The 23,834-nt window shown below is 69.0% G+C and carries 26 protein-coding genes; 13 read left to right on the top strand and 13 right to left on the bottom strand.

Features of this window, described 5'->3' with window-relative positions:
* Window positions 1–9: 9 nt before the first annotated feature.
* Entirely contained in the window at window positions 10–1,443 is a 1,434-nt protein-coding gene (gene dnaA / locus Q8R27_RS14030) for a chromosomal replication initiator protein DnaA (RefSeq protein WP_305699604.1), read from the bottom strand.
* Between the two features lie 403 nt (window positions 1,444–1,846).
* On the bottom strand, window positions 1,847–2,116 hold the full coding sequence (rpsT, locus tag Q8R27_RS14025; protein WP_305594831.1) for a 30S ribosomal protein S20: 270 nt from the start codon (window positions 2,114–2,116) through the stop codon (window positions 1,847–1,849).
* A gap of 152 nt (window positions 2,117–2,268) precedes the next feature.
* On the opposite strand from rpsT, the gene Q8R27_RS14020 reads away from it, so the two are divergent.
* The 5 genes from Q8R27_RS14020 (at window position 2,269) to Q8R27_RS14510 (ending at window position 5,440) form a co-directional block, all read left to right on the top strand.
* On the top strand, window positions 2,269–3,213 hold the full coding sequence (locus tag Q8R27_RS14020; protein ID WP_305699603.1) for a cation diffusion facilitator family transporter: 945 nt from the start codon (window positions 2,269–2,271) through the stop codon (window positions 3,211–3,213).
* Window positions 3,214–3,296: 83 nt separating this feature from the next.
* Window positions 3,297–3,983: a glutathione S-transferase family protein gene (locus Q8R27_RS14015; RefSeq protein WP_305699602.1), complete on the top strand. Its 687-nt coding sequence runs from the start codon at window positions 3,297–3,299 to the stop codon at window positions 3,981–3,983.
* Window positions 3,964–5,121 (top strand): tRNA epoxyqueuosine(34) reductase QueG, encoded by a 1,158-nt coding sequence (gene queG / locus Q8R27_RS14010; protein WP_305699601.1) that lies wholly within the window; start codon window positions 3,964–3,966, stop codon window positions 5,119–5,121. Before Q8R27_RS14015 ends, queG begins: the two co-directional genes overlap by 20 nt.
* A gap of 20 nt (window positions 5,122–5,141) precedes the next feature.
* On the top strand, window positions 5,142–5,285 hold the full coding sequence (locus Q8R27_RS14515; protein ID WP_371134704.1) for a GIY-YIG nuclease family protein: 144 nt from the start codon (window positions 5,142–5,144) through the stop codon (window positions 5,283–5,285).
* Window positions 5,276–5,440 carry a hypothetical protein gene (locus Q8R27_RS14510; protein WP_371134703.1) on the top strand — a complete coding sequence of 55 codons (165 nt, stop codon included), beginning with the start codon at window positions 5,276–5,278 and terminating at the stop codon, window positions 5,438–5,440. Before Q8R27_RS14515 ends, Q8R27_RS14510 begins: the two co-directional genes overlap by 10 nt.
* Window positions 5,441–5,492: 52 nt before the next feature.
* On the opposite strand, the gene rfbC is transcribed toward Q8R27_RS14510, so the two are convergent.
* Window positions 5,493–6,050 (bottom strand): dTDP-4-dehydrorhamnose 3,5-epimerase, encoded by a 558-nt coding sequence (gene rfbC / locus Q8R27_RS14000; RefSeq protein ID WP_305699600.1) that lies wholly within the window; start codon window positions 6,048–6,050, stop codon window positions 5,493–5,495.
* 33 nt (window positions 6,051–6,083) lie between these two features.
* Here rfbC and Q8R27_RS13995 point away from each other — a divergent pair, with 33 nt between their 5' ends.
* A complete protein-coding gene (locus tag Q8R27_RS13995; protein ID WP_305699599.1) occupies window positions 6,084–7,124 on the top strand; it encodes a glycosyltransferase family 2 protein in 1,041 nt (346 codons plus the stop codon).
* Here the strand turns inward: Q8R27_RS13995 and argE are convergent.
* The 6 genes from argE to Q8R27_RS13965 all read right to left on the bottom strand — a co-directional run bounded on the left by argE (window position 7,084) and on the right by Q8R27_RS13965 (window position 13,636).
* Complete coding sequence (gene argE / locus Q8R27_RS13990) at window positions 7,084–8,259, bottom strand: acetylornithine deacetylase (protein WP_305699598.1); 1,176 nt, start codon at window positions 8,257–8,259, stop codon at window positions 7,084–7,086. The two genes, Q8R27_RS13995 and argE, sit on opposite strands and share 41 nt — an antisense overlap.
* 82 nt (window positions 8,260–8,341) lie before the next feature.
* The gene (locus Q8R27_RS13985) at window positions 8,342–8,827 is read right to left on the bottom strand and encodes an FKBP-type peptidyl-prolyl cis-trans isomerase (protein ID WP_305699597.1); all 486 of its coding nucleotides are present in this window, start codon (window positions 8,825–8,827) and stop codon (window positions 8,342–8,344) included.
* On the bottom strand, window positions 8,827–10,029 hold the full coding sequence (locus Q8R27_RS13980; RefSeq protein WP_305699596.1) for a threonine ammonia-lyase: 1,203 nt from the start codon (window positions 10,027–10,029) through the stop codon (window positions 8,827–8,829). Before Q8R27_RS13980 ends, Q8R27_RS13985 begins: the two co-directional genes overlap by 1 nt.
* 59 nt (window positions 10,030–10,088) lie before the next feature.
* Window positions 10,089–11,180: a GNAT family N-acetyltransferase gene (locus Q8R27_RS13975; RefSeq protein WP_305699595.1), complete on the bottom strand. Its 1,092-nt coding sequence runs from the start codon at window positions 11,178–11,180 to the stop codon at window positions 10,089–10,091.
* Between the two features lie 70 nt (window positions 11,181–11,250).
* Window positions 11,251–11,766 (bottom strand): adenylyltransferase/cytidyltransferase family protein, encoded by a 516-nt coding sequence (locus tag Q8R27_RS13970; protein WP_305699594.1) that lies wholly within the window; start codon window positions 11,764–11,766, stop codon window positions 11,251–11,253.
* 28 nt (window positions 11,767–11,794) lie between these two features.
* The gene (locus Q8R27_RS13965) at window positions 11,795–13,636 is read right to left on the bottom strand and encodes a dipeptide ABC transporter ATP-binding protein (protein WP_305699593.1); all 1,842 of its coding nucleotides are present in this window, start codon (window positions 13,634–13,636) and stop codon (window positions 11,795–11,797) included.
* A 101-nt stretch (window positions 13,637–13,737) separates the two neighbouring features.
* On the opposite strand from Q8R27_RS13965, the gene Q8R27_RS13960 reads away from it, so the two are divergent.
* Genes Q8R27_RS13960 through Q8R27_RS13950 form a run of 3 tightly spaced genes read left to right on the top strand, consistent with a single transcriptional unit; the run spans window position 13,738 to window position 16,534 of the window.
* Entirely contained in the window at window positions 13,738–14,271 is a 534-nt protein-coding gene (locus Q8R27_RS13960) for an HAD family hydrolase (RefSeq protein ID WP_305594842.1), read from the top strand.
* Window positions 14,268–15,176 (top strand): ABC transporter ATP-binding protein, encoded by a 909-nt coding sequence (locus Q8R27_RS13955; protein ID WP_305699592.1) that lies wholly within the window; start codon window positions 14,268–14,270, stop codon window positions 15,174–15,176. The genes Q8R27_RS13960 and Q8R27_RS13955 overlap by 4 nt, the downstream gene beginning before the upstream one ends.
* Window positions 15,173–16,534, top strand: coding sequence for a hypothetical protein (locus Q8R27_RS13950; RefSeq protein WP_305699591.1), 1,362 nt, complete (start codon window positions 15,173–15,175; stop codon window positions 16,532–16,534). The genes Q8R27_RS13955 and Q8R27_RS13950 overlap by 4 nt, the downstream gene beginning before the upstream one ends.
* Before the next feature lie 4 nt (window positions 16,535–16,538).
* Here Q8R27_RS13950 and Q8R27_RS13945 read toward each other — a convergent pair whose 3' ends face one another.
* The 3 genes from Q8R27_RS13945 to Q8R27_RS13935 form a co-directional block, all read right to left on the bottom strand.
* Window positions 16,539–18,158, bottom strand: a complete 1,620-nt coding sequence (locus Q8R27_RS13945; protein WP_305699590.1) for a cisplatin damage response ATP-dependent DNA ligase — start codon at window positions 18,156–18,158, stop codon at window positions 16,539–16,541.
* Window positions 18,159–18,203: 45 nt separating this feature from the next.
* Complete coding sequence (locus tag Q8R27_RS13940) at window positions 18,204–19,058, bottom strand: DUF4349 domain-containing protein (RefSeq protein WP_305699589.1); 855 nt, start codon at window positions 19,056–19,058, stop codon at window positions 18,204–18,206.
* Between the two features lie 67 nt (window positions 19,059–19,125).
* Window positions 19,126–20,136, bottom strand: a complete 1,011-nt coding sequence (locus Q8R27_RS13935; RefSeq protein ID WP_305699588.1) for a ligase-associated DNA damage response exonuclease — start codon at window positions 20,134–20,136, stop codon at window positions 19,126–19,128.
* 82 nt (window positions 20,137–20,218) lie between these two features.
* Between Q8R27_RS13935 and Q8R27_RS13930 the strand changes: the two genes are divergently transcribed.
* Both Q8R27_RS13930 and Q8R27_RS13925 read left to right on the top strand, forming a co-directional pair.
* Window positions 20,219–20,656 (top strand): PaaI family thioesterase, encoded by a 438-nt coding sequence (locus tag Q8R27_RS13930; RefSeq protein WP_305699587.1) that lies wholly within the window; start codon window positions 20,219–20,221, stop codon window positions 20,654–20,656.
* Window positions 20,653–21,069, top strand: a complete 417-nt coding sequence (locus tag Q8R27_RS13925; protein WP_305699586.1) for a PaaI family thioesterase — start codon at window positions 20,653–20,655, stop codon at window positions 21,067–21,069. Before Q8R27_RS13930 ends, Q8R27_RS13925 begins: the two co-directional genes overlap by 4 nt.
* Here Q8R27_RS13925 and Q8R27_RS13920 read toward each other — a convergent pair.
* Window positions 21,066–21,446: a hypothetical protein gene (locus Q8R27_RS13920; RefSeq protein WP_305699585.1), complete on the bottom strand. Its 381-nt coding sequence runs from the start codon at window positions 21,444–21,446 to the stop codon at window positions 21,066–21,068. The genes Q8R27_RS13925 and Q8R27_RS13920 overlap by 4 nt on opposite strands.
* 127 nt (window positions 21,447–21,573) lie before the next feature.
* On the opposite strand from Q8R27_RS13920, the gene Q8R27_RS13915 reads away from it, so the two are divergent.
* Together Q8R27_RS13915 and Q8R27_RS13910 are read left to right on the top strand one after the other, a co-directional pair.
* Window positions 21,574–23,262 (top strand): lysine--tRNA ligase, encoded by a 1,689-nt coding sequence (locus tag Q8R27_RS13915; protein ID WP_305699584.1) that lies wholly within the window; start codon window positions 21,574–21,576, stop codon window positions 23,260–23,262.
* 91 nt (window positions 23,263–23,353) lie between these two features.
* A complete protein-coding gene (locus tag Q8R27_RS13910) occupies window positions 23,354–23,824 on the top strand; it encodes a MerR family DNA-binding transcriptional regulator (protein ID WP_305699583.1) in 471 nt (156 codons plus the stop codon).
* Window positions 23,825–23,834: the final 10 nt, after the last annotated feature.

The raw sequence follows: 23,834 nt of genomic DNA, 5'->3' as shown, positions 1-23,834 counted from the left end.
CGAGTTAGGTCAGCCGCGCAGTTTCCGCAGCAGAACGTCGAGGTCGCGGGCCAAGGTCGGGTCATCCACCTTCAAGGCCTCGATGCGGCGCACCGCATGCAAAACCGTCGTGTGGTCCCTGCCGCCGAAGCGACGGCCGATGTCGGGCAGCGAGCGGGTGGTGATCTGTTTGGCGATCCACATTGCCGCCTGACGCGGACGGGCGACCGCGCGGGCGCGGCGCTCAGACGTCATGTCCGATTGCTGCAGGCCATAATGCTCGGCCACCGCCTTCTGGATCTGGTCGACGGTCACCCGCTTTTCACCGCAGGCGAAGTGCGGACGCAGGATGGCCTGCGCCTCGTCGAGCGTCAGACGGGCGAGGTCCCCGCCGACCCGGGCGACCAGGGTGTTCAGCGCGCCCTCGAGTTCGCGTACGGAGTCGGTGAAGCGTTCGGCGAGGAACTGCAGCACTTCGGGCCGGGCGGACGGCAGGAACTTGCCCTGCTGGGCCAGCGTCGCCAGCTTGCGCTCCAGGATGCCGAGGCGAAGGTTGTAATCGGCCGGCTCGATGCCGCAGACCAGACCCGCCTGCAGGTGCGAACGCAGGCGCGGCTCGAGCTCCGACAGGTCGGTCGGTGCGCGGTCGGCGGTCATCACCACCCGGCGGCCATCCTCGACCAGGGCGATCAAGGTGTGAAACAGCTCCTCCTGAGTGGAGGGTTTGCCGGCGACGAAGTGCACATCGTCGATCAGCAGCAGGTCGGCGTTGCGCAGATCGGCCTTGAACGCCGCGGTCTGCTTGTCCTGGATGGCGCGCACGAAGGTCGAGGTGAAGCGTTCGGCTGTCAGATAGACCACCCGCTTGTCCGGCGCGTTGCGCATGGCCTCCCAGGCCATGGCGTTCAGCAGGTGGGTCTTGCCGAAGCCGTAAGGCCCGTGGAACACCACCGGGTTGAAGTGGCCGTCGGCCCAGGTGGCGACCCGGCGGGCGACCGCGAAGGCGAACTCGTTGGCCGGGCCGGCGACGAAGGTGTCGAAGCTGAAGCGCTCCTGCAGTCCCTGCTGGCGGGCTTGGCGCGCAGTCTCCGGCGCAGGCGCCGCAGGCTCGGCGTCGACCACGCGCAGGGCCGGCGTCGCGGCCACCGGGACGGCCTGCGTGTCGGCGGCGGAGACGGTGTCGAACTCCATCTTGGACTTCAGGTCCAGACGGCGGCCGAGGGGATCGTTCTGCGCCCACAGCTCGCCGATGCGCCGCCAGGCATGGCGACGGATCCAGTCGCGGGCCACGCCGGTGGCGGCGACCAGGCACACTTCGCCTGCATGCTCGCGCAGCGCCGCCTGGCCCAGCCACGACCCGAAGGTCGCATCGCCCAGCTCGCGCTTGAGCGCCAGGCAAGTTTTATCCCAGACCAGCCCCGCCTGGGTGTCAGTCACCGCGCCCACATAGCCCCCGCTAGTCATGTCCGCCACCTCACCAACCCACCGGACGACCCGCAACCCCACGCTGCTGTCGACCTTTTCCAGAGCACAACAATTCCCGTCCGGCGGTCATGGAGTGGCCCGCCAGCGCCCGGTTTTTGATCCGAGTTCAGATTGAATACGCTCTAAGAGCCGGCAGACTAGTCGGGGGCCTTGGGGGGTCAACGGGGATTCTTCGCGGCTTTTCGCGATATTTTCGTTGACTCACCGGCAGCCCTTCAACCGTCAGGGGAAACTCAAAATCACCTTCCGGGCGCTGAGTATTTTGGTCGCATTAGTCGCACCCTCCCAGGCACCGGGCACGATTTCGCGACCCCTGAAAAGGGGTCGCGGCAGCTATAATTGACAAGCAGGGAAAGACGCCCTTGCGGGGCGCCAGCGCGCCTCAGGCGGCGGCGAGTTTCTTCAGGCGGGCTGCGAGGCGCGAGACCTTCCGCGAACCGGTGTTCTTGTGCACGACGCCCTTGCTGACGGCGCGCATCAGCTCGGACTGAGCCTCGACGAAAGCCGTGGTCGCGGTGGGCTTGTCGCCGGCCGTGACGGCTTCTTCGAAGCGGCGCAGGAAGGTGCGCAGGCGCGAACGGCGCGCCTTGTTGATCTCAGTGCGGCGGGCGATCTTGCGGACGGCCTTCTTGGCGCCGGGCGTATTGGCCATTTTCAGCTCTCAAACAGGTTCGCGCCCGGGCCTCGCCGGACGGTGAAATTCGGAGGCGCGGATATACGGGATGCGATAGGCCCGGTCAATGCGCCGCCGGCTGCGAGTCATTTGCGCTGGGGTCGAGGCCCCCGCTTGGGTAATTAGAGCCGATGACCTCCGCCACGCCCAGGCTCAGTCCAGGCGAGACCTTCGCCTTGACCCGACGGGTCACCCTGCTCTCCGTGAGCGTGGCGCTGGCGCTGGTGGCGATGAAGTCCGCAGCGTGGATGGCCAGCGGCTCGATCGCCCTGCTCGCGTCCCTGGCGGACTCAGGGTTGGACCTGCTGGCCTCGCTGATCACCTTTTTCGCCGTGCGCTACGCCGCCGCCCCTCCGGATGCCGAGCACCGCTTTGGCCACGGCAAGGCCGAAGCCTTCGCAAGCCTCGTACAGGCGGGCCTGGTGTTCGCCTCGGCGGCCTTGATCGGCCAGGAGGCGGTGCGTCACGCCCTGGATCCGCAACCCTTGGAGTCAGGGGGCTGGGCGATCGCCGCGATGCTCGCCTCCACCGCGCTCACCGCCGGCCTGATCTACGCCCAGACGCAGGTGCTGAAGCGCACCGGCTCCGTGGCGATCTCGGGCGACCGAGCCCACTACATGTCCGACCTCGCCTCGAACGTCGTCGCCCTGCTGGGCATCGCGGCCGCGGCTTGGCTGGGCCAGGGGCGTCTGGACGCGGTGGCCGCCTTCGTTGTCGCCGCCTTGCTGCTGTGGGGGGCCGTGGGGGTGTTCCGCGAGGCGTCGGCTCAGCTCATGGACCGAGAATTGCCGAACGAGGAGCGCGCGCGGATCGTCGAGCTGGTGACCCATGATCCGCGCCTGACCGACGTTCACCAGCTGCGCACCCGCGCCGCCGGACCGATCATCCATATGCAGATGCATGTCGACCTCGACGCCGACCTGAGCCTGGAAGCGGTGCATGAGGCGATCGTCGCGGCGGAGAAACGCCTGCTCGAAGCGTTTCCCTCGGCCGACGTGATCATCCACGCCGATCCTCGGGGCCGGGCCGAGCCGCACGGCGGCGCGTTCGCCGAGGAGATTCCGGACCGTGCGTAGTAAACGGGACTTTAAGGGATTGCGCGCCGTGTCTGGCGCGTTGTTCTCAACGTCAGCGCCACGCTGACCCGCCCCTGACCGCCATGGCCGCCGAACGCACACTGCACCATTTTCCGTTGGATCCCGCCTCTCGCCAGGTTCGCCTTGCGCTGGGGGAGAAGCGCCTCGCGTTCCAGGAGAATCACGTCCGCTACTGGGAGCGGCCGGAGGAGTTCGCACGCCTCAGCCCGTCAGGGGCCACGCCCGTGCTGGTCGACAGCGACGGCGAAGGCGAGCTGGTGTTGTGCGAGAGCCGCGCCATCCTCGACTACCTTGAGGAACGCTATCCGGAGCCCGCGCTGCTCAGCCGCCGCCCGGCCGAACGGGCCGAGGCGCGGCGCCTGCTGCAGTGGTTCGACCGCAAGTTCGACTTCGAGGTCGGCGGCACCCTGCTGCACGAGAAGATGGAAAAGCGTCTGCTGCGCTTGGGCTCGCCCGATCTGGCCGCGCTGCGCCACGGCCGCGAGGCGCTGCGCGCCCACCTCGACTATATCGAGGCCCTGTTGCAGGGCCGCGAGTGGCTGGCAGGCCAGCGCATGAGCCTGGCGGATTTCGCCGCCGCCGCGCACCTGTCGGTGATCGACTACTTCGGCGACATCCCCTGGCGTGACTTCCCGGGCGTGAAGACGTGGTACATGAAGCTGAAGAGCCGGCCTTGCTTCAGGCCGTTGCTCCTCGATCGCTGGCCGGGGCTGGCGCCCGCCGGCCACTATGACGACCTCGACTTCTGACTCCATTGAGACGCTGATCCGCGCCGAGGCCCTGCGGCTGGGGTTCGACGCCTGCCGTTTCGCCGACGCCTCCGAAGCGTGGCCTGCGTCGGATCGACTGGCGCAGTTCGTCGACGCCGGCCGCCACGGCGAGATGGCCTGGATGGCGCAGACCGCCGAACGCCGCGCCCACCCGACCGCCATGTGGGGCGAGGCGCGATCGGCGGTGATGCTGGGCGTCAACTACGGGCCGGACGCCGACCCGCGAGAGATCCTGGCGCATCCCGAGCTTGGCGCGATCTCGGCCTACGCCCAGGGCGACGATTACCATGAGCTGATCAAGAAGCGGTTGAAGACGCTAGCGCGGTGGATGCAGCAGCGTTTCCCGGCCGAGGTGAAGGTGTTCGTCGACACCGCGCCGCTGATGGAAAAGCCGCTGGCCGAGCGCGCCGGCCTGGGCTGGCAGGGCCGTCACACCAACCTGGTGTCGCGGGAGTTCGGCTCCTGGCTGTTCCTGGGCGCGGTGCTGACCACGCGCGAGCTCAAGCCGGACGCTCCGTCCGAGGACCACTGCGGCGCCTGCCACGCCTGCCTCGACGCCTGCCCGACCAACGCCTTCCCGGCGCCGTACCAGCTCGATGCGCGGCGCTGCATCTCCTACCTGACCATCGAATTGCAGGACGCGATTCCCGCCGAGTTCCGGCCCGCGCTCGGCAACCGCATCTATGGCTGTGACGACTGCCTGGCCGCCTGCCCTTGGAACAAGTTCGCCCAGATCGCCCACGAACAGGCCCTGCATGCGCGGGAGGCTTTGCGCGCGCCGCCGCTGGGAGAGCTCGCCCTGCTGGACGAGGCCGCCTTCCGCGCCCTGTTCGCCAAGAGCCCGGTCAAGCGCATCGGCCGCGACCGCTTCGTCCGCAACGTCCTCTACGCGATCGGCAACTCGGGGGACGTGGGACTGGTGACGCGTGTGCTGGCGTTGCTGGACGACCCGGCGCCCGTGGTGAGAGGCGCGGCGGCTTGGGCGCTCAGGCGGCTGGCGCCGGAGGTGTTTGCGGGAATGCAGGCGGATCGGGCCTCGACGGAGCGTGATTGGAATGTTCAAGCCGAGTGGTCCCCCACTCCCGCTCATCCCGACGAAAGTCGGGACCCAAGCTGAGCTGGCGGTGGCCCTGAGCCATGTCTTTCTACACTTACCTGATGGCCAGCGCGCCCTATGGGACGCTCTACGCCGGCAGCACCGACGATCTCGCGAAGCGGATCTACGAACACCGCGAAAAGGTCCGGCCCGGCTTCACCGCCAAATACGGCGTGTGCGGCTAGTCTGGTTCGAGGCGCACGAGAGCCGGGAGGCGGCGTTTCGACGTGAGCGACAGATCAAGGAATGGAAGCGCAAATGGAAGATCGAGCTGATCGAGGCCACGAATCCTGAGTGGCGCGACCTGTATCCGGACATCAATAACCTGATCGGATTTTAAGTGTCTGACGTAGCTTGGGTCCCGACTTTCGTCGGGATGAGCGGAGTTTTAATTAAAACCGCACTGCGCCCAGTTCCGCCAACACCGGCAGGGCTTGGTCCCTTGGGTTGACCGTGGCTTCGGCCGCACCCACCGGCCAGTCGATGCCCAGCGCCGGGTCGTTCCAGAGGATCCCACCCTCGGAGTTCGGGGCGTAGGCGCCGTCCACCTTGTAGAAGATCTCGCAGTCCTCGGTCAGCGTGCAGTAGCCGTGGGCGAAACCACGCGGAACCAGCAGTTGCTCGCCGCGCTCGGCGGTGAGCTCGGCGCTGGCCCAGCGGCCGTAGGTGGCCGAGCCCGGACGGATATCCACCGCCACGTCGTAGATCGCGCCGCGCAGCACGCGCACCAGCTTGGCCTGCGGGTTGGGCGAGGCCTGGAAGTGCAGCCCGCGCACAGTGCCGCGGCGCGCGCTGAACGCCTGATTGTCCTGCACGAAGTCGAAGTCCAGGCCCTGTTGCGCCATCGCAGCCCGGCTCCAGGTCTCGGAGAACCAGCCTCGCGCATCGCCATGACGCTTGGGCGTGATAAGCAGAACCTCGGGCAGGGCGAGCGGCGTGATCGTCGTCATGGCCTTCTCAACGGGAGTGGACGTGGCCTCCGCATGACCCAGCCTGCGGACGAACACAAGATTGCGGCGCCGGCCGCGAGCGTCCTGGTGCTCGCCTATCAGAGCGGGCCGACGCTCGCACGATGCCTCGACGCCCTGCGTGGACAGAGCTTCACCGACTTCGAGCTGCTGCTGGCCGACAACGGCTCCAGCGACGGCGCGCCACAGGCCGCCGCCGCCGCCGACGCCGGCGTGCGGCTGATCGACAACGGCGCCAACCTCGGCTTCGCGGCGGGGGTCAACGCCGCGGCGCGCGCATCGCAAGGCCGCTGGCTGGCGCTGATCAATCCCGACGCCTATGCGGAACCGCAGTGGCTGGAGCGGCTGATGGACGCGGCCGGCCGCTATCCCGACGTGCGCTGTTTCGCCTCGCGGCAACTGATGGAGGCCGATGCGGGCCGTCTCGACGGCCTGGGCGATGTGATGTCGGCGGTGGGCTTCCCGTTCCGCGGGGGCTATCGCGGGCGCGATCCCGGGCCGCTGCCGGACGGCGAGGTGTTCTCAGCCTGCGGGGGGGCGATGCTGATCGAGCGCGAGCTGTTTCTGGAGATGGGCGGCTTCGACGAGCGGCTGTTCTGCTATTGCGAAGACGTCGACCTCGGCTACCGGCTGCGCTTGCGCGGCGAGCCGGTGCTGGTGATCCCTGAGGCGGTGGTCCGCCACGTAGGCTCGGCCTCGTCAGGCGGGCCGCGCTCGGAGTTCGCGGTTTTCCATGGCACGCGCAACCGGCTCTGGGTGTTCGTCAAGGATACGCCGACGCCGCTGCTGTGGCTGACCGCGCCGCTGCATCTTGCCGCGACGCTCCTGCTGTTCGCCCGTCACGCCTTGCGCGGCGAGATCGGCGCGCCGTGGCGCGGGCTTGTGGCGGGCGTGAGGGGCTTGCCGATGGCGCTTGCGGCGCGCCGCGAAGCCCAGGCGGAGCGGCGCGTCTCGTCGCTCGAGATCGCCCGCGCCATGACCTGGAACCCGCTGGACCTGCTGGCCCGGCGAGTGGTCATTCGGCGGTGGCGGCCCACTCGGCCAGCCGGCTCATGAACGCCGCGCCGCGCTGCATCTGACTGACTTCGACGAACTCGTCCGGCTGGTGCGCCTGGTCGATGGACCCTGGGCCGCAGATCACCGTGGAGAAACCCGCCTGCTGGAACTGTCCGGCCTCGGCGGCGAACGCCACGGCGCGCGGCGGGCCGTTGTCGCCCGCCAGCCGCCGGGCGAAGGTTTCGGCGACGCCGCCCGGTTCGGGATTGAGGCCGGGTGTATGCGAGCGGCGCTCGACGCGAACGCCGGCCTCGGGGAAGCGCGCCTTCAGGGTCGCGTCCAGCGCCTGCGCTTCGGCGAAGAAGTCGCGCAGCACCGCTTCCGGGTCCATCGCGCCGGCGCAGCGCAGGTCGAACACGAAGACGCACTCGCGGGCCAAGATGTTCACCGCGGTGCCGCCATTGACCTGGCCGATGGTGAGCGTCGCGCCCTTGGGCGTGAACGGCGAAGCGGGATCGGCCTCGCGCTCGAGCCGTTCGGCCAGCCGCGACAGCGAGCCCATGAGCTGGACCGCCGCCATCACCGCAGAGGCGCCGAGCTGGGTCTGGCTGGAGTGGGCCTCCTTGCCGCTGACCGTGACGATGAAGGTGGAGATGCCCTTGTGGCCGGTGACCGCCTCCATGTTGGTGGGCTCGCCGACCACCACCAGGGCGGGGCGGGGCAGTTCGCGGGCGATCACTTCGATCATCGCCGGCGCGCCTATGCAGCCCACTTCCTCGTCGTAGGAGAAGGCTAGATGCACAGGGCGCTTTGGCTGGGCGGCCAGGATGTCGGGGGCGGCGGCGAGCGCCAGGGCCAGGAAGCCCTTCATGTCGCAGGTCCCGCGACCGTACAGCCGGTCGCCGCGCGGCGTGAGGGCGAAGGGGTCGGAGGTCCACGGCTGGCCGTCCACCGGCACCACGTCGGTGTGGCCCGACAGCACCACGCCGCCCGGCAGGGCGGGGCCGATGGTGGCGAGCAGGTTGGACTTGGTGCCCTCGGCGTTGGGCACGCGGCGCGAGGCGACCCCCAGATCGGCCAGATAGGCCTCGACCCACTCGATCAGGGCGAGGTTGGACAGGCGCGAGGTGGTGTCGAAAGCGATCAGCCGGCCGAGGATGTCGAGCGCGCGATCGCCGAGTTGTTCTGCGGACATGGGGGAAGCCTAGTCCCCTGCGTCGCCAGCCTCAAAGGAAAGCGTGGGTCCCGCGCCGGATGGCGATGGAACGCCGCGCGGCTCAGCCCTGCTGAATGCGGCCGGGCGCCGGCAGCACGTCGATCAGCTCGATGCGGAAGATCATCACGCTGCCCGGTGGGATGTCGCCCTTCTGCTCGTCGCCGTAGCCGAGCTCCGGCGGCACATAGAGGATCCATTCGTCGCCCGGACGCATGCGCTGCAGCGCCTCGATCCAGCCCGGGATCAAGCCGCCCAGCGGCATCGCCGTCGGGGCGCCGCGCTCATAGGAGGAATCGAACACCTTGCCCGACACCAGCTTGCCTTCGTAGTGGACCTTCACCTCGTCGGCGCGTTGCGGGTGCAGTCCGGTCGAAGGGCCCTGGCGGACGACGCGGTACTGCAGGCCGGACGGCAAGGTGACGACCCCCGCGGCCTTGCTGTTCTGGGCCAAGAACGCCTCGGAGGCGGCCGACTGGTCGGGCGCCTTGGGCGCGCCGCAGGCGGCCAGCAGCAGGCAGGCCAGGAGGCTTGCGAAACGTAACGCCATCAGACGGCCCTCGGGGGATAACCGGCGTCGCGCAGCGCCGACATGATGTCCTGGGTATGCTGGGCGTCGCGCGTCTCGATCATGATGTCGAATTCGGCGCCCTTGGCTGGCACGTCCAAGGCCAGGCGGTTGTGCGCCACCTCGACAATGTTGGCGCCCATGTCGCCGATCACCCGCGACACCGTGGCCAGGAAGCCCGGGCGGTCGTCGCCGATGATCCGCAGCGACACCAGGCGCTGGTCGCGCACCAGTTCGCGGGTCAGCACCGAAGCCAGCAGGCGCGTGTCGATATTGCCGCCGGTGAGGATGACGCCGGTTTTCCTGCCCTTGAACCGCTCGGGATAGGCCAGCAGGCTCGCCAGCGACGCCGCCCCGGCGCCCTCGGCGACGGTCTTCTCGACGTTGCAGTACAGCGCCACGGCGCGCTCGAAGTAGGGCTCCTCGATCAGCAGCACCTCGTCGATCAGCGGGCGGGCGATGCCGTAGCTGACTTCGCCCACCTGCTTCACCGCGATGCCTTCGGCGATGGTCGAGCCGCCGGCTCCGGGCGCGACGCCGCGCATCTTGGCGGTGAACGACGGATACATCGCCGGCTCCAGGCCGATGATCGAAATCTTCGGGTTGACGTGCTTGGCCGCCGTGGCGACGCCGGCGATCAGCCCGCCGCCGCCGATCGGCACCGGGAGCACCTCGAGGTCCGGCACATCCTCCAGCATCTCCAGGGCCACCGTGCCCTGGCCGGCCATGACATCGGGATCGTTGAACGGATGCACGAAGATCAGGTCGCGCTCGGCGCAGAGATCCTGGGCGCGGGCCGAGGCGTCGTCATAGCCTTCACCCTCCAGGACCACATCGGCCCCGAAAGCGCGGGTCTGCTGGACCTTCATGAACGGGGTCGAGCGCGGCATGACGATGGTCACCGGAATGCCCAGCCGCGCCGCGTGATAGGCCAGCCCCTGGCTGTGGTTGCCGGCGGACGCTGCGATGACGCCGCGCTTCTTGGCGTTGTCGCCCAGCAGCAGCAGCTTGTTCAGCGCGCCGCGCTCCTTGTAGGCGGCGGTGAATTGCAGGTTCTCGAATTTCACCCACACCTCGGCCCCGGTGATTTCCGACAGGGTGCGCGAATGGCGGCACGGCGTGCGCTCGATATGACCCTTCAGCCGGTCTGCGGCGGCGAGGATGTCGGTGAAAGCGAGAGTCATTGGCGGAGGGCCTTGGGGAAAAAGTCGCGCAACCTAACGGCGCCGCAGCATGGCGGCAATCACCGCGCGATGCGCAGGCCTCGCCACTGGTCCATGCGGCGCAACGCCTTGGCCGGAAGGTGCGAGGCGGGACCGAGCGGCAGGGCCTCGGCGGCGGCCACCACGCCATAGGCCGCGCGGCGCACCAGATCTGCGGCCGAGGGCACGCCGACGAAACCCTGGGTCACGCCCTGGACGGCGTTGGACAGCTCCTGCTTGAAGCGCTGGTCGCCGCAGCCGAGGTCGAGGCGGCTGTAGGGCGTGCCGTCCATCCAGCGCAGCACGTCGAGGAACAGCATCATGCCCGGCGAATAGCGCTCGAACGCCGGGTCGTGGGCGATGATCCAGGCGTGCACCGTGCGCCGGCCGTGGACGTGGAAGTGCGCCGCCGCCAGCTTGTCGCCGATGTGCAGGGTGAACAGCGCGCCGCCGAATTCCGGATCGCGGCTGTCGAACAGCTCGCGCAGCAGCCGCTGGGTCCAGGGTGTCTCGAAGATGTCGGTCTGGTGGGTGGCGCGCAGCTGGTCGCGTTTCCAGCCGATCATGCGCTCGAAGTCGCCCGATGATCTCGAGAAGGCGTTGAAGACGGGCGTGGCCAAGTCTTTCGTGACCTTGCGGCGCTTCTTCTCGATGTCCTTGATCAGGCCGACGCCTGCCGCGCGGCGCTCGGCCTCGTAGGCGCCCCAGCCGCCGGCCATGTCCACCACCCGTGACACGGTGCGACCGCGCGCGTAGGGGGCGAAGGCGGCCTGGCTCTCCAGCATGGCCGAGAAGTCGAAGCGGTGGACGCCGAACGCATGCACCAGGTCGTGCGGATCGACGCTGAGGCCGGGTTCGGCGACCAGGGCCTGGTAGTCGCACATGGGCGCGCCCGCCGGCAGGGCGGTGTAGGCGCCCAGCCGGGCAGCCATGAAGCCCACGTCGCGGCCGTCCTGCTTGACCACCGCAACTTGCAGCCCGCGTGCGCTCTCAGCCTGGGCGCGCTCGACAGTCCTCGCCCACTGCGGCGACAGGAACGGGCTGTCGAACGCCGGATCGACGCGCTGCAGCTCGCTCCAGCGCGCGACCTGGGCCGCGGTCAGGTCGCGGGGACGGATGACGTCGATCGACAAGGGGCGGAAACCTAGCTGAACTCGCGCGGATCCTAGGCCCGTGAGTCTTTCCGCGAGGTTGAGGCCGCGCCTAGCGCCGGCTGCTCCAGAACTCGCCCCAGTCGCGCAGGAAGTCGGTGGAGGACCACTGCTTGTCGCGGCCGACCCCGTCGATGATCTCGATTCCGAGATCGCGGCAGGCGGATTCCTCGGCGGGCGGCATGGACTTGCCCACGACCCGGTCGCCGCCCTTGGTGAAGTAGCGGGGCCGCACGGCGCGCAGCGCCACGGCCACGGTCGGGTCGTCCTTGATCTCGAAGGTCACCACGTAGTCGACGCCCCGGATCGCCGAGACGATGGCCGCGCGGGTCTCCAGGTCCTGGAACGCCTTGCCCTTCTTATTCACCAGGAAGTCGTCGCCGTTGACGATCACCACCAGGGTGTCGCCCATCGCCTTGGACTCTACGATGCAGGTAACGTGGCCCGGATGGATCGGGTCGAAGCCGCCTGAGGTGGCGACGACCACCCCCATGTCGCGGGCATCCCGCAACTTGGCGAATTCCTCGAGGCTGAGGACGGGGGCGTAGTTGGCGGCGGTGTAGGTCATCGGGAACGCATAACTTCCGGCCGGTGAATCAGATGCTAGCGTCCGGCCCGGCGGGTGGATCGAATTCCGACACCAGGTGGCCGGGCGCCACTTCGCGCAGTTGCGGCGCGTAGACCGGCGCCATCGGGTCGATGCTCAGCCGGGATGGCAGGAAGCGCAGGGCGGCGCGCGGGTCCATCGGACTCGGCGGCTCGCCCTCGATCTTGATGCGCTTGCGGCTGCGCTCGCGTACCGGGTCGGGGATCGGCGCGGCCGACAACAGGGCCTGGGTGTAGGGGTGCTGCGGCGCGGCGTAGAGCTGGTCGCGATCGGCCTGCTCCATCACCCGGCCCAGATAGAGCACCATCACCCGGTGGCTGATCTCGCGCACCACCGCCAGGTCGTGGCTGATGAAGATCATCGCCAGGCCCATCTCCTTCTGCAGGGCGATCAGCAGGTCGATGATCTGGGCGCGGATCGACACGTCGAGAGCCGAGACCGCCTCGTCGCAGATCACCAGCTTGGGCTTGAGGATCATGGCGCGGGCGATGCCGACCCGCTGATTCTGGCCGCCCGAGAGCTCGTGCGGATAGCGGTTGATCAGGGCCGGGTCGAGGTCGACCTTGGCCATCATCGCGCGGACCTCCAGCTCGCGTTCGGCGCGCGACATGCCGGCCCGGTAGACCTGCATCGGTTCGGCGATCGAGTCGCCGATGGTCATGCGCGGGTCGAGGCTGGCCAGCGGGTCCTGGAAGACGATCTGCAGGTCGCGGCGCGCGGCGCGCAGGCTCTCGCGGTCGGCATGGGTGATGTCGCGGCCCATCAGGGTCACCGCGCCGGCGGTGGGCGGGATCAGCCGCAGCACCGCCCGCGACAGGGTGGACTTGCCGCAGCCGCTCTCTCCGACCACGCCCAGGGTCTCGCCCTGGCGCACGTGGAAGCTCACCCCGTCGACGGCGCGCAGTTGCTTGCGGCCGCCGAACAGGCCCTCGCGCATGGGGAACCAGACCTTGACGTCGGTGGCCTCGGCGACGATCGGCGCGTCGGCCGCCACGGGTTGCAGGGTGGGCCTGCCGCCCCGGTCGGCGCGGTCCAGGCGCGGAATCGCGGCCAGCAACTCGCGGGCGTAGTCGGTCTGGGGGGCGGAGAAGATCTGCTCGACCGGACCCTCTTCCACATAGGCGCCCTGCCGCATCACGCAGACCCGGTCGGCCAAGCGGGCGATAACGCCCATGTCGTGGGTGATCAGCACCATGGCCGCGCCGGTCTCGCGCTTCAGTTCGTCCATCAGATCGAGGATCTCGGCCTGCACGGTGACGTCGAGGGCGGTGGTCGGCTCGTCGGCGATCAGCAGCTCCGGCCCGCCGGCCATGGCGGCGGCGATCATCACTCGCTGGCGCATGCCGCCCGAGAGCTCGTGCGGATACTGGCTCATGCGCCGGGCCGCATCGGGGATACGCACCCGGCCCAGCCAGTCCAGCGCCCGCTTGCGCGCCTCTTCGCCAGACAGGCCCAGGTGCAGGCGCAGCGGCTCGGCGATCTGCTCGCCGATCCGCACGTGCGGGGTGAGCGCGGTCAGCGGGTCCTGGAAGATCATCGTCATCTTCGAACCGCGGATGCGATTGAGCGCCTTGGGTGGCAAGCCCAACAATTCCTGCCCAAGGAACTTCGCGGAGCCGCCGGCGCGGCCATTGCGCGCCAGCAAGCCCATCACCGCCATGAAGGTCTGGCTCTTGCCCGAGCCGCTCTCGCCCACCACGCCCAGGGTCTCGCCCCGTTGGATCGCCAGGGTAACGCCGCGCACCGCGCGCACCGCGCCGTCGTAGGTCTCGAAGTCGACGGTCAGGTCATCCAGGCTAAGGACAGGAGCCGATCGATCTGGGTCCGCCAAGACGAGCACCTCTGCGCAGGGAATAGCCCCGACCATAGACCGGCGCGTGACGAATGCGAAAGCGCGCGCCGTGGCGTCGCGGTGGCGCTATAGTCCAGCCCGTGTCCAACGCCTCGGCCGATCCGTTGTTGCGCCCCGCCCTGTTCCTCGATCGGGACGGCGTGCTGAACGTCGATCACGGCTACGTCCACCGCTGGGAGGACTTCCGCTGGATCCCCGGCGCGAAAGAGGTGATCGGCGCCTTCAACCGCGCCGGCTGGCTGGTGTTCGTGGTGACCAACCAGTCCGGCATCGGGCGCGGTTACTATACCGAGGACGCCATGCTCGCCCTGCACGCGCGGATGATCGAGGACCTGGCGGCCAGCGGCGGGCGGATCGACGCAGTCTACTATTGCGCCCAGCATCCGGAGGCGACGGTGGAAGCCTATCGCCATCCCGATCCACCGGACCGCAAACCCAACCCCGGCATGATCCTGCGGGCGCTGGCCGAATGGCCGGTGGACCGCGAGCGCTCGGTGATGGTCGGTGACAAGCCGGCCGACCTGGAGGCCGCCCTGCGTGCCGGCCTGCGCGGCCTGCTGTTCCCCGGCGGCGATCTGGCGAAATTCCTGGAAGCGGAGGCGATCCTCGCATGATCGAGGTGACGGACGTGATCTACGACTATCCCGCCATGCGCGCGCTGCACGGGATCGGATTTACCGTCGACGCCGGCGCGGTGCTGGCGCTGGTGGGTCCCAACGGGGCCGGCAAGACCACGCTGATGCGGTGCATGGCGGCGCTGGATTCGCACACCGAGGGCCATATCCGCATTGCCGGTCTAGACACCCAGGACGATCCCCGCGCGGTGCACGCCGCCATAGGCTACCTGCCGGACTTCTACGGCCTCTATGAGGAGCTCAGCGTGCGGCGCGCGCTGACCTACGCGGCTCGCTCGCGCGGGGTGAGCGAGGCTGACGCGCCGGCCGCAGTGCAGCTCGCGGCGGAGCGCGTGCAGCTGGCTGACCGGCTGGACGCGCGGGCCGGCGAGCTGTCGCGGGGCCTGCGCCAGCGGCTGGCGATCGGGCAGACCATCGTCCACCGCCCACGCGTGTTGCTGCTGGACGAGCCGGCCGCCGGCCTCGACCCCGAGGCGCGGCGCAGCCTTTCGGACCTGATCCTCAAGCTGACGTCCGAGGGCATGACCATCGTCGTCTCCTCGCACATCCTGGCCGAGCTGGAGGACTACTCGACCCGCATGCTGATGATCCGGGACGGTCGGGTGGCCGGCGGCGGCGTGGTGGCGGCGGGCGCGGGCGCACGCGACGGCGAGCGGGTGGCGGTGACCTTCGCCGATCCGCCGCCGGACCTGGCCGAACGGCTGACAGCGCTGGGCGTCGCCGTGGAAACCATCGACGGCGACGATGCGGTGATCGCCGCGCCGGCCGGCGAGGACGATTCGGCGCTGCTGGGCCGGCTGATGGCGGCCGGCCTGAGGGTGCGGTCGTTCCAGCCTGCGCGGCGCACGCTCGAGGACGCCTATCTGGCCGAGGTGAAGCGATGAACCCGGAGTTCCAGCGCAACCTCTGGCTCGAGGCTTCGCCCCGCCGGATCGCCTGGGCCGGCGTGTCGCTGGCTCTGGTTTATGGGATCGCGCTCCTGGCGGCGCCGGATTATCCGAGCGGTCGCACCGAGGCATTGGGCTGGACCGGCGGGGCGGTGTTCGTGCTCTGCGCTTGGATCTGGGCTGCGCGCGCAGCCGGATCCTCCGTGCTGGGCGAGATCGCCGACCGCACCTGGGACTTCCAGCGACTGTCGGCCCTCGATCCCTGGGCGATGACCTGGGGCAAGCTGCTGGGCGCCTCCAGCTTGGCGTGGATGTGTGGGCTGACCGGCCTGGCGCTGGCGACTGTGGCGGGCGCAGGACGCGATCCGCGCATGGCGTTCTGGGGCGTGCTTTCGATGCTGGCGGCGGCGGTGCTGCTGCAGGCGGTGTCGATGGGCGCGGCGTTGATCGGGGTGCGCAAGGCGCGCGCCGAGGGCCGCGCCGCCAGACCGAGCGGCGTCATCGGCGGGCTGGTGATCGGCGGCTTCCTGCTGGTCAGCGCGGCCGGATCGGCGGGCTTCCAGCGCGGCGCGGGGATCGCCGGGCTCTCGACCCTTTTGCATACGGGCGGCGAAGTGGAGTGGTGGGGCGTGGTTGCGCCGGGCCAGCCGTTCCGCGCCCTGGCGCTGACCGCATTCGCCGGCTGGGCGCTGGCGGGCGCCTGGCGGCTGATGCGGCTGGAGCTGCAGATGCGCAACGCGCCACTGACGTGGCCGGCGTTCCTGGTGTTCCTGGCGTTGTTCATCGGCGGCTTCGCCTACCCGGCGGGCGGGATGATGGCGGCGTTGCTGGCCGGCGCGCTCGCGGTCGCCCTGTGCGCCTACGCCGCCGGGTTCGCCGAACCGGCCGACCGCGTGCGCCTGCGGCAATTCGCCGGCGCGGCCGCGGCGCGGGACTTCAGCCGTGCTGCGCCGTTGGCGCCCTCGGCCCTGGCGCCGGTGGTGCTGGCCGCCGTGCTGGTGATTGCGGCCCTGGTCAGTCCGCGCCACGCCGGCGCCGAGATCTCGCTGCAGGACGTCTGGCAGGCGCTGGCGCTGATCGCCTTCGTGGTGCGCGACCTTGGCGTCATCGCGCTGTTCCGCTTCGGGCCGCGCCCGCAGCGCGGCGACTTCGGCGCGGTGGTGGCCCTGGCGCTGTTCTACGCGGCGGGCGCGATCCTCGGCCATTCGGTCGGCGGCGACACCGGCGGGGCGGTGTTCGCCCCGCTGCCCGGCGCGCCGCTGGTCAGCCTGGTCTCCGGCGTCGTCCAGGCCGCGATCGCCTGGTGGCTCGCCGCCAAGCGCATCCGCGCGCCCGAAGTCAGCGCGGCCGCATAGGCCGTCAGCGCCCCTCCAGCTTTTGCAGCATCGTCTCCAGGGCCGTCAGCTCGTCGGCCTCGCCGGGGGGTTTGTCCCAGCGGATGCGGTTGATGCGAGGGAAGCGCATGGCGACGCCGGACTTGTGACGGGTCGAGCGCTGCAGGCCCTCGAACGCCACCTCGAACACCAGGCCGGCGTGCGGCTCGGCGCGGACTGAGCGCACTGGACCGAACCGCTCGATGGTGTTGTCGCGGACGAACTTGTCGATCTGCTTCAGCTCCTCGTCGGTGAAGCCGAAGTAGGCCTTGCCGACGGGGGTGAGCAGGCGGGCGCCGTCGGGCCCGGTGGTCCACACCCCGAAGGTGTAGTCGGAGTAGAAGCTCGACCGTTTCCCGTGGCCGCGCTGGGCGTACATCAGCACAGCATCGACCAGCATCGGGTCGCGCTTCCACTTGAACCACGGACCTTTCGGCCGCCCGGCCTCGTAGATCGAGGTCCAGCGCTTCAGCATCACGCCCTCGGCCAGCTGGGCGTCGCCGGCCGGCGGGTCCGCGCGCAGGGCGGCGAGCTCGGCCCAGGTGTCGAACGGCTGCATCGGCGACAGGTCGACGCGCGGCGAGGGCGAGCGCTGCAGCATCGCCTCCAGGCGCTTGCGCCGCTCGCTGAAGTCCAGGGTGCGCACATCCTCGCCCGCGTCTGACAGCAGATCGTAGGCGCGTATGCCTGCTGGGTGGGCGGCCATCAGCTTGGCGTCGGCGGTCTTGCGGTTCAGCCGTTGCTGCAGATCGGCGAAGGGCGCCACGCGGCCGTCGCGCAGAACCAGCAGCTCGCCGTCGATCGCGCCTTCGAAGGCCACCGCTTCCAGCACGTCGGGAAAGGCGTGGCTGATGTCCTCGCCATTGCGGGTGTAAAGCCGCCGTACGCCGGCCTCGTTGGCCGCCTGCACGCGGATTCCGTCCCACTTCCACTCGGCGGCGTAGTCGGCCGGGTCGAGCTTGGCGAAGTCGACGGCGTCGTCCAGGGCCTGGGCAAGCATCACCGGGCGGAACCGCGCCGGCGCGTCCGGCGACGGCCGCTCGCTGCGGCCTTCCAGCCAGGCGAACAGGTCCTCGTAAGGCGGGTGCAGGGCGTGCCAGACCTCTTCGACCTGGGCCACCTCGACGCCGCCCAAGTCGGCGGTCGCCTGCTTGGCCAGCCGCGACGAGACGCCTACCCGCAAGCCGCCGGTCATCAGCTTCAGCAAGGCCCAGCGGCCCGTCGGCTGCAAGGCGTCCAGCCAGGTCTCGATCAGGCGCTGAACCTCGGCCCGGGTCGCGCCGCGCAGGGCGTCGACCACCTCCGAAAGCTCAGGTTCGCGATTGGCGCCCGGCCGCTGCGGCCAGACCAGGGCGACGGTCTCAGCCAGGTCGCCGACATAGTCGTAGGACCAGCGGAACAGCAGCGGGTCCATCCGCGCCTCCACCGCCTTGCGGATGAAGGCTGGCTTGGCGGCGTTGAACGTCAGCTCCCCGGTCAGCGCCGCCAGCGCCCAGCCGCGGTCCGGGTCCGGCGTCTGGGCGAGGTAGTCGCGCACCAGCGTCAGCTTGGCGTTGCGCGACGCGGTCAGGGACAGACGATCCAGCAACTCAGCGAAGGCGCGCATAGCTTTAACTTAGGAACCGCAAAGGCTTGAAGCGAGCGCGCAGCCTCAGATCGTAGGAGTAGACTTCTTACCCCTCCAGCGCGGAAGGCGTTTGCGAAAGAGCCAAAGAACGCCCCCGATCAGCGCCCACGGTACGGCAGCGGCGATGACGCGCAATATCGTGGCTAGGGTCTCGACCACGATGCCAGGCATGTCGCGAAGCGCTAGCGATAGCGGCGTCCTGACTCCGGCCGGCGGCGCCATACCTGCTGATCGGTAATGAATCTCGATCTCTGACGTGGCCACCCGACTACGCATCATGGTGAGTTCGGATTGAAGAACGTCGAGTTCGCCCTGAACTCTCGCGAGTTCTCGTTCCACCTCCAACATGTCCGAGATCTTGGCGGGTCGCTGGTCGAGAATTCTTTGTAGTCGATCACGTAATGTGGTTTTTGCTCTAAGCGTCGCGTCATTATCTATGATAGGACGAGAAATGTCTTCAGATTCGGCCAAAGTCTGACCAAGTTTCCCACCGACATCTTTCGTCTCGCCATCGACACCGCTGCGAAAATGTTCCACCCAAACAGGTGTTGCTCTGATCAGCAGTTTAGCAACAATATCACCTGGTCCTTGATCAGTCACTGAAGAGAGGACGACTTGGCAAGTCGTCGGGCCGGCCGCGGCGCACCTAGATTCGTGCCGCGCGATCAATGCCCGGACCGAGTCTGCTGAGGCAAATACGGCGTACCGATAGCGATAGGCCAGCATTGGCGTGAATGGGGCGGGAGCTGTTGTCTCGGGTGCAGCGTTCGCGGGTTTGATCAGTGCGACGTCGGTTAGGTCGTTGCGATATTGCGTGCCGCTGGGCCGACTACAGGCTGTGAGCGCCAAGGCGATGACTAGACAATTCGCAATACGCATATGAACAACTCGCACGGAAGAGTTGCAGTGACGGTAACACGAGCGTGATGGATTCCAAGCTCCAGGTTCAATCGTCGTCCTCTTCCTCGTAGCCGACGAGGGCCAGAGCGCGGGCGGGGATGTCGTGCAGCTCCGCCCAGCGGGCCAGCGCCTCCTCGCGGCCGTGGGTGATCCACAGTTCGCCCGGGCGAATTTCGTCGACGGTGGCGGTCAGCTCGTCCCAGTCGGCGTGATCGGAGATCACTAGCGGCAGCTCGACGCCGCGCTGGCGGGCGCGGGCGCGCACCTGCATCCAGCCCGACGCAAAGGCGGTGACCGGATCGGGGAAGCGCCTGGCCCAGCGGTCGGCGGTGGCCGAAGGCGGGGCGATGATGATGGCTCCGGCGAAGTCCTGTTTGCGCGCCGTGGTCGCCGGCTCCAGCGGACCGAGATCGACGCCGTGTTCCCCATAGAGCCGGTTCAGCCGCTCCAGCGCGCCGTGGACGTGGATGGTCTTGTCCCAGCCGGCCTCGCGCAGCAGCCGGATGATCCGCTGCGCCTTGCCGAGGGCATAGGCGCCGACCAGATGCGCGCGCTCCGGGAATTGGGCGACGGAGCGCAGCAGTCGGGCGATCTCACCGGCGTCGTCGGGGTGGCGGAACACCGGCAGGCCGAAGGTCGCCTCGCTGATGAACACGTCGCAGGGCACCGGCTCGAACGGCGGGCAGGTCGGGTCGCGGCGGCGCTTGTAGTCGCCGGACACCACCAGGGTCAGGCCCTTCCAGCGCACCACCGCCTGGGCCGAACCCAGCACATGGCCGGCGGGGACCAGGGTCACCTGAACGTCGTCGCGGGCGATCGTCTGGCCATAGGCGCAGGGCTCCGCCGCCTCGGCGAAGTCGGCGCCATAGCGCTCGCCCATGATCGCCAGGGTCTCCGGCGTCGCCAGCACCGCGCCGTGCCCCGGGCGGGCGTGGTCGGCGTGGCCATGGGTGATCACCGCACGCGCCACCGGCTGCACAGGATCGATGTAGAAATCGCCCGGGGCGCAGTAGAGACCCTCGGGGCGGGGGCACAGCAGGTCCTGGGGACGGATCATCGATTGAGCATATGGGCGCCGCGGGCTGACCGCGCACCTCCTCCACGTTGACGCGAAACGCGCGCGGGCTCAAACGGAGCCCATGGAGTTCAACGAATCCCAGTTGGATCAGGTCGCCCGCGGCATGGTCATGATGGCGCCTCAGGCGGCCGCTCTCGGCTTTGAACTGGTGTCGGTGGAAACCGGGCGTGGCGTGATGCGCGTGCCGTGGCGCGAGGCCTTGGCGGGCGATCCCGATACGGGCGTCATCGCCGGCGGCGTCGTCACCACCCTGCTGGATCATGTCTGCGGTCTGGCGGTGGTGTCGGCGGTGAGCGAACTGGGCAGCACGCCGACGCTGGACCTGCGGATCGACTACATGCGGCCCGCCGCGCCGCGCAGCGCCATCACCGCCGAGGCGCATTGCTACAAGCTGACCCGCTCGATCGCCTTCGTCCGGGCCCAGGCCTATGACGACAAGGGCGGCGAGCCGATCGCCACCGCCCAGGCCGCCTTCATGCTGGGAGCGAACGGCCGATGAGCGACGCCCCCGAACGGCTGGCGCGGTTCATCAGCCGGGTGCCGTACATCGCCTTCCTCGGCATGCGCGCCGAACTGGCGGGCGACGAGATGACCGCCATCCTGCCCTACTCGCCGCACCTGATCGGCAACACCAAGCTGCCAGCCCTGCACGGCGGGGTATTGGGGGCGTTCATGGAGCTTACCGCGCTGGCGCAGCTCGTCGTCGACGAGCCCGGCGGGCGGACGCCGAAGACCATCGACATCACCATCGAGTACCTGCGGCCGGGCCGGCCGGTGACGCTCTACGCCCGTGCCGACGTCCGCAAGGTCGGGCGCCGCGTGGCCAACGTCCACGTGGAGGCGTGGCAGGACTTGCGCGCCGCGCCGGTGGCGGCGTTACGCGGCCATTTCCTGCTCAGCGACGGCGGCTAGGCGGCGGCCTCGGCGTTGTCGCGGCGGTTGGTCGAGGCGTGCAGCGCCATCGCCACATCGATGGCGGCAATCGCCACGATGACGGCGGTGAAGCCGATCGCGACCTGACGACGGGGGTTGTCGGGGCGCAGCGCCGAGCGCAGGGCGAACAGGTCCATCACGTCGCCGCCGACCCGCATCCAGAACCAGGGCGCGGGCTTCACCGGCGACAGCAGGCCGGCGCCTGAGGCGATCTCACGAGCCCCGAAGGCGCTCATCGCCTCGGCCTCGGCGTCCGATCCCAGCCAGCGCGCCAGCCGATCCGGAGCGGCGACGGCGACGACGCCCAATCCGATGCTGAACAGGCCCAGCGCGCGCTTGGCGATGATGAGGTTCACGGGCCCGCAACTCCTTCGAAAGCTCCACCCTGGCGAAGACGCGAAGCGTGACGGTTGGTTCCGCCGCGCGTGGCGCCGTGGAAATGCGCACTTGAGGCCAGGGCGCAGGGGCGCTACCGCCACGGCCATGTTGCAAGGACTTTCCCACGCCGCGCGTGAGGCCAGGAGCTGGCCGTTCGAGCAGGCCCGCGGCCTGCTGGCCCGCATCCTGCGTCTGAGGCTCGACGACGCCGGGCGCGATCTGGCCGCCGCCCTCATCGCCCAGGGCAAGTTCGCCGAGGCCGTTCAGGCGTTGCCGGCGCTGCGCGAAACGGTGGTGTTCCAGTGTGGCTACGGCGCGTCCGGCCTGCCGCACATGGGCACCTTCGGCGAGGCCGCGCGTCCGACCATGGTGCGCACCGCGTTCCGTGCGCTGACCGAGGACGCGATTCCGACGCAGTTGATCGTCTTCTCCGACGACATGGACGGCCTGCGCAAGATCCCCGACAACGTGCCCAACCGCGCTATGCTGGAGGAAGACCGCGACAAGCCGGTCACCAGCGTGCGCGATCCTTTCGGCCAGTACGAGAGCTTCGGGGCGCACAACAACGCCCGGCTGCGCGCCTTCCTCGACGGGTTCGGCTTCGACTACACCTTCATGTCGTCCACCGAGACCTATCGCTCGGGTCGGCTGGACGAGGTGCTGCTGCGCATCCTCGAGCGCTTCGATGCGGTGCAGGCGATCATGCTGCCGTCGCTGGGCGAGGAGCGCCGCGCAACCTATTCGCCGTTCCTGCCGATCAGCCCGACGACCGGGCGGGTGTTGCAGGCCCCGACCCTGGAGCGTCACCTGGACCGCGGCACGATCGTCTTCGCCGACGAGGACGGGACGCTGACCGAGACCCCGGTCACCGGCGGCCGGGTGAAGTTGCAGTGGCGGCCCGATTGGGCGGCGCGCTGGACGGCGCTGAACGTCGACTACGAGATGTCGGGCAAGGATCTGGTGGACTCGGTCCGCATCTCCAACCGCATCGTCAAGGTGCTGGGGGGCGAGCCGCCCGAGAGCTTCCACTTCGAGCTCTTCATGGACGAGCACAACCAGAAGATCTCCAAGTCCAAGGGCAACGGCCTTACCATGGAGGAGTGGCTGCGCTACGGCACGCCCGAGAGCCTCGCCTACTACATGTTCCAATCGCCGAAGTCGGCCAAGCGGCTGTATTTCGACGTGATTCCCAAGGCGACAGACGAATATCTGCAGCAGCTGGACGCGTTCAACAAGGCGGCGGGCGATGGCGCCAACGCGCCGGCGATCGATAATCCGGCCTGGCACGTCCATCGCGCGGAGCCGCCGACGAAGGGCTCGCCGGTGTCGTTCTCGCTGATGCTGAACCTGGTTTCGGCGGCGAACGCCTCCAGCAAGGAGATCCTCTGGGGATTCCTCAGCCGCTACCTCACGGGCGCGACGCCGCAGAGCGAACCGTTGATGGATCGCATGGCCGGCTATGCGATCAACTACTACGAGGACTTCGTGAAGCCCTCGAAGACGTTCCGCGCGCCCGATGATCGCGAGCGCGGCGCGATGAACGACCTGGCCGCGCGGCTGCGCGCCTTGCCTTCCGGCTGCCAGGACGCGGAGCTGATCCAGAACGAGGTCTATGAAGCCGGCAAGGCCGCCGGCTTCGAGCCGCTGCGTGGCTGGTTCACCGCCCTCTACGAGGTCCTGCTGGGTCAGAGCCAGGGGCCGCGGTTTGGGTCGTTCGCGGCGATCTTCGGGCTGGAGCGGACCATCGCCCTGATCGAAACGGCGCTAAACGGAGAACTGACGAGCGTCGCCTGACAGGCGAGGCGCCCCCTACGTGAAGGCGAGTTGCCGTTGACGTAAGGGTCAACTATACCGAGGCCTCCTTCCTCCCCAGGAGAGACCCCCCATGGACAAAGAGCTTCGCCAGCCCTGCCGGACGTTCACCATCCGCCAGCTATGCCAGGAATTCGACTGCACCCCGCGCGCGCTGCGCTTCTATGAGGACAAGGGCCTGCTCTCGCCGACGCGCGACGGCATGAACCGGATCTATTCGCACAAGGACCGTGGACGGCTGATCCTGATCCTGCGCGGCAAGCGGGTCGGTCTGGCTCTGGCCGAGATCCGCGAGATCCTCGACCTCTATAGCGCCGGCGACGGCGGCGAGGCGCAGCTGATCAAGTCGGCCGACAAGTTCCGCGAGCGCGTCCGTGCGCTGGAAGAACAGAAGACCGACATCGACGGCGCGATCGACCACCTGCGCGAGAGCATCGCGTTCTGCGAGCGCAGCCTGACGACGCTGCGGACCGACGGGCACGCGCTCGAAGACCAATTTGCACCGGCCCTGCCGCGTCGTATGGAAGGCGTCGAAGCCAAGTAGCCGCGTCTGA

Origin of the sequence: Phenylobacterium sp. (assembly GCF_030697305.1) — a bacterium.
GTDB lineage: Bacteria > Pseudomonadota > Alphaproteobacteria > Caulobacterales > Caulobacteraceae > Phenylobacterium.
Note: the sequence above shows the minus strand (reverse complement) of the source record. Positions and strands in the feature narration are given on the sequence as shown.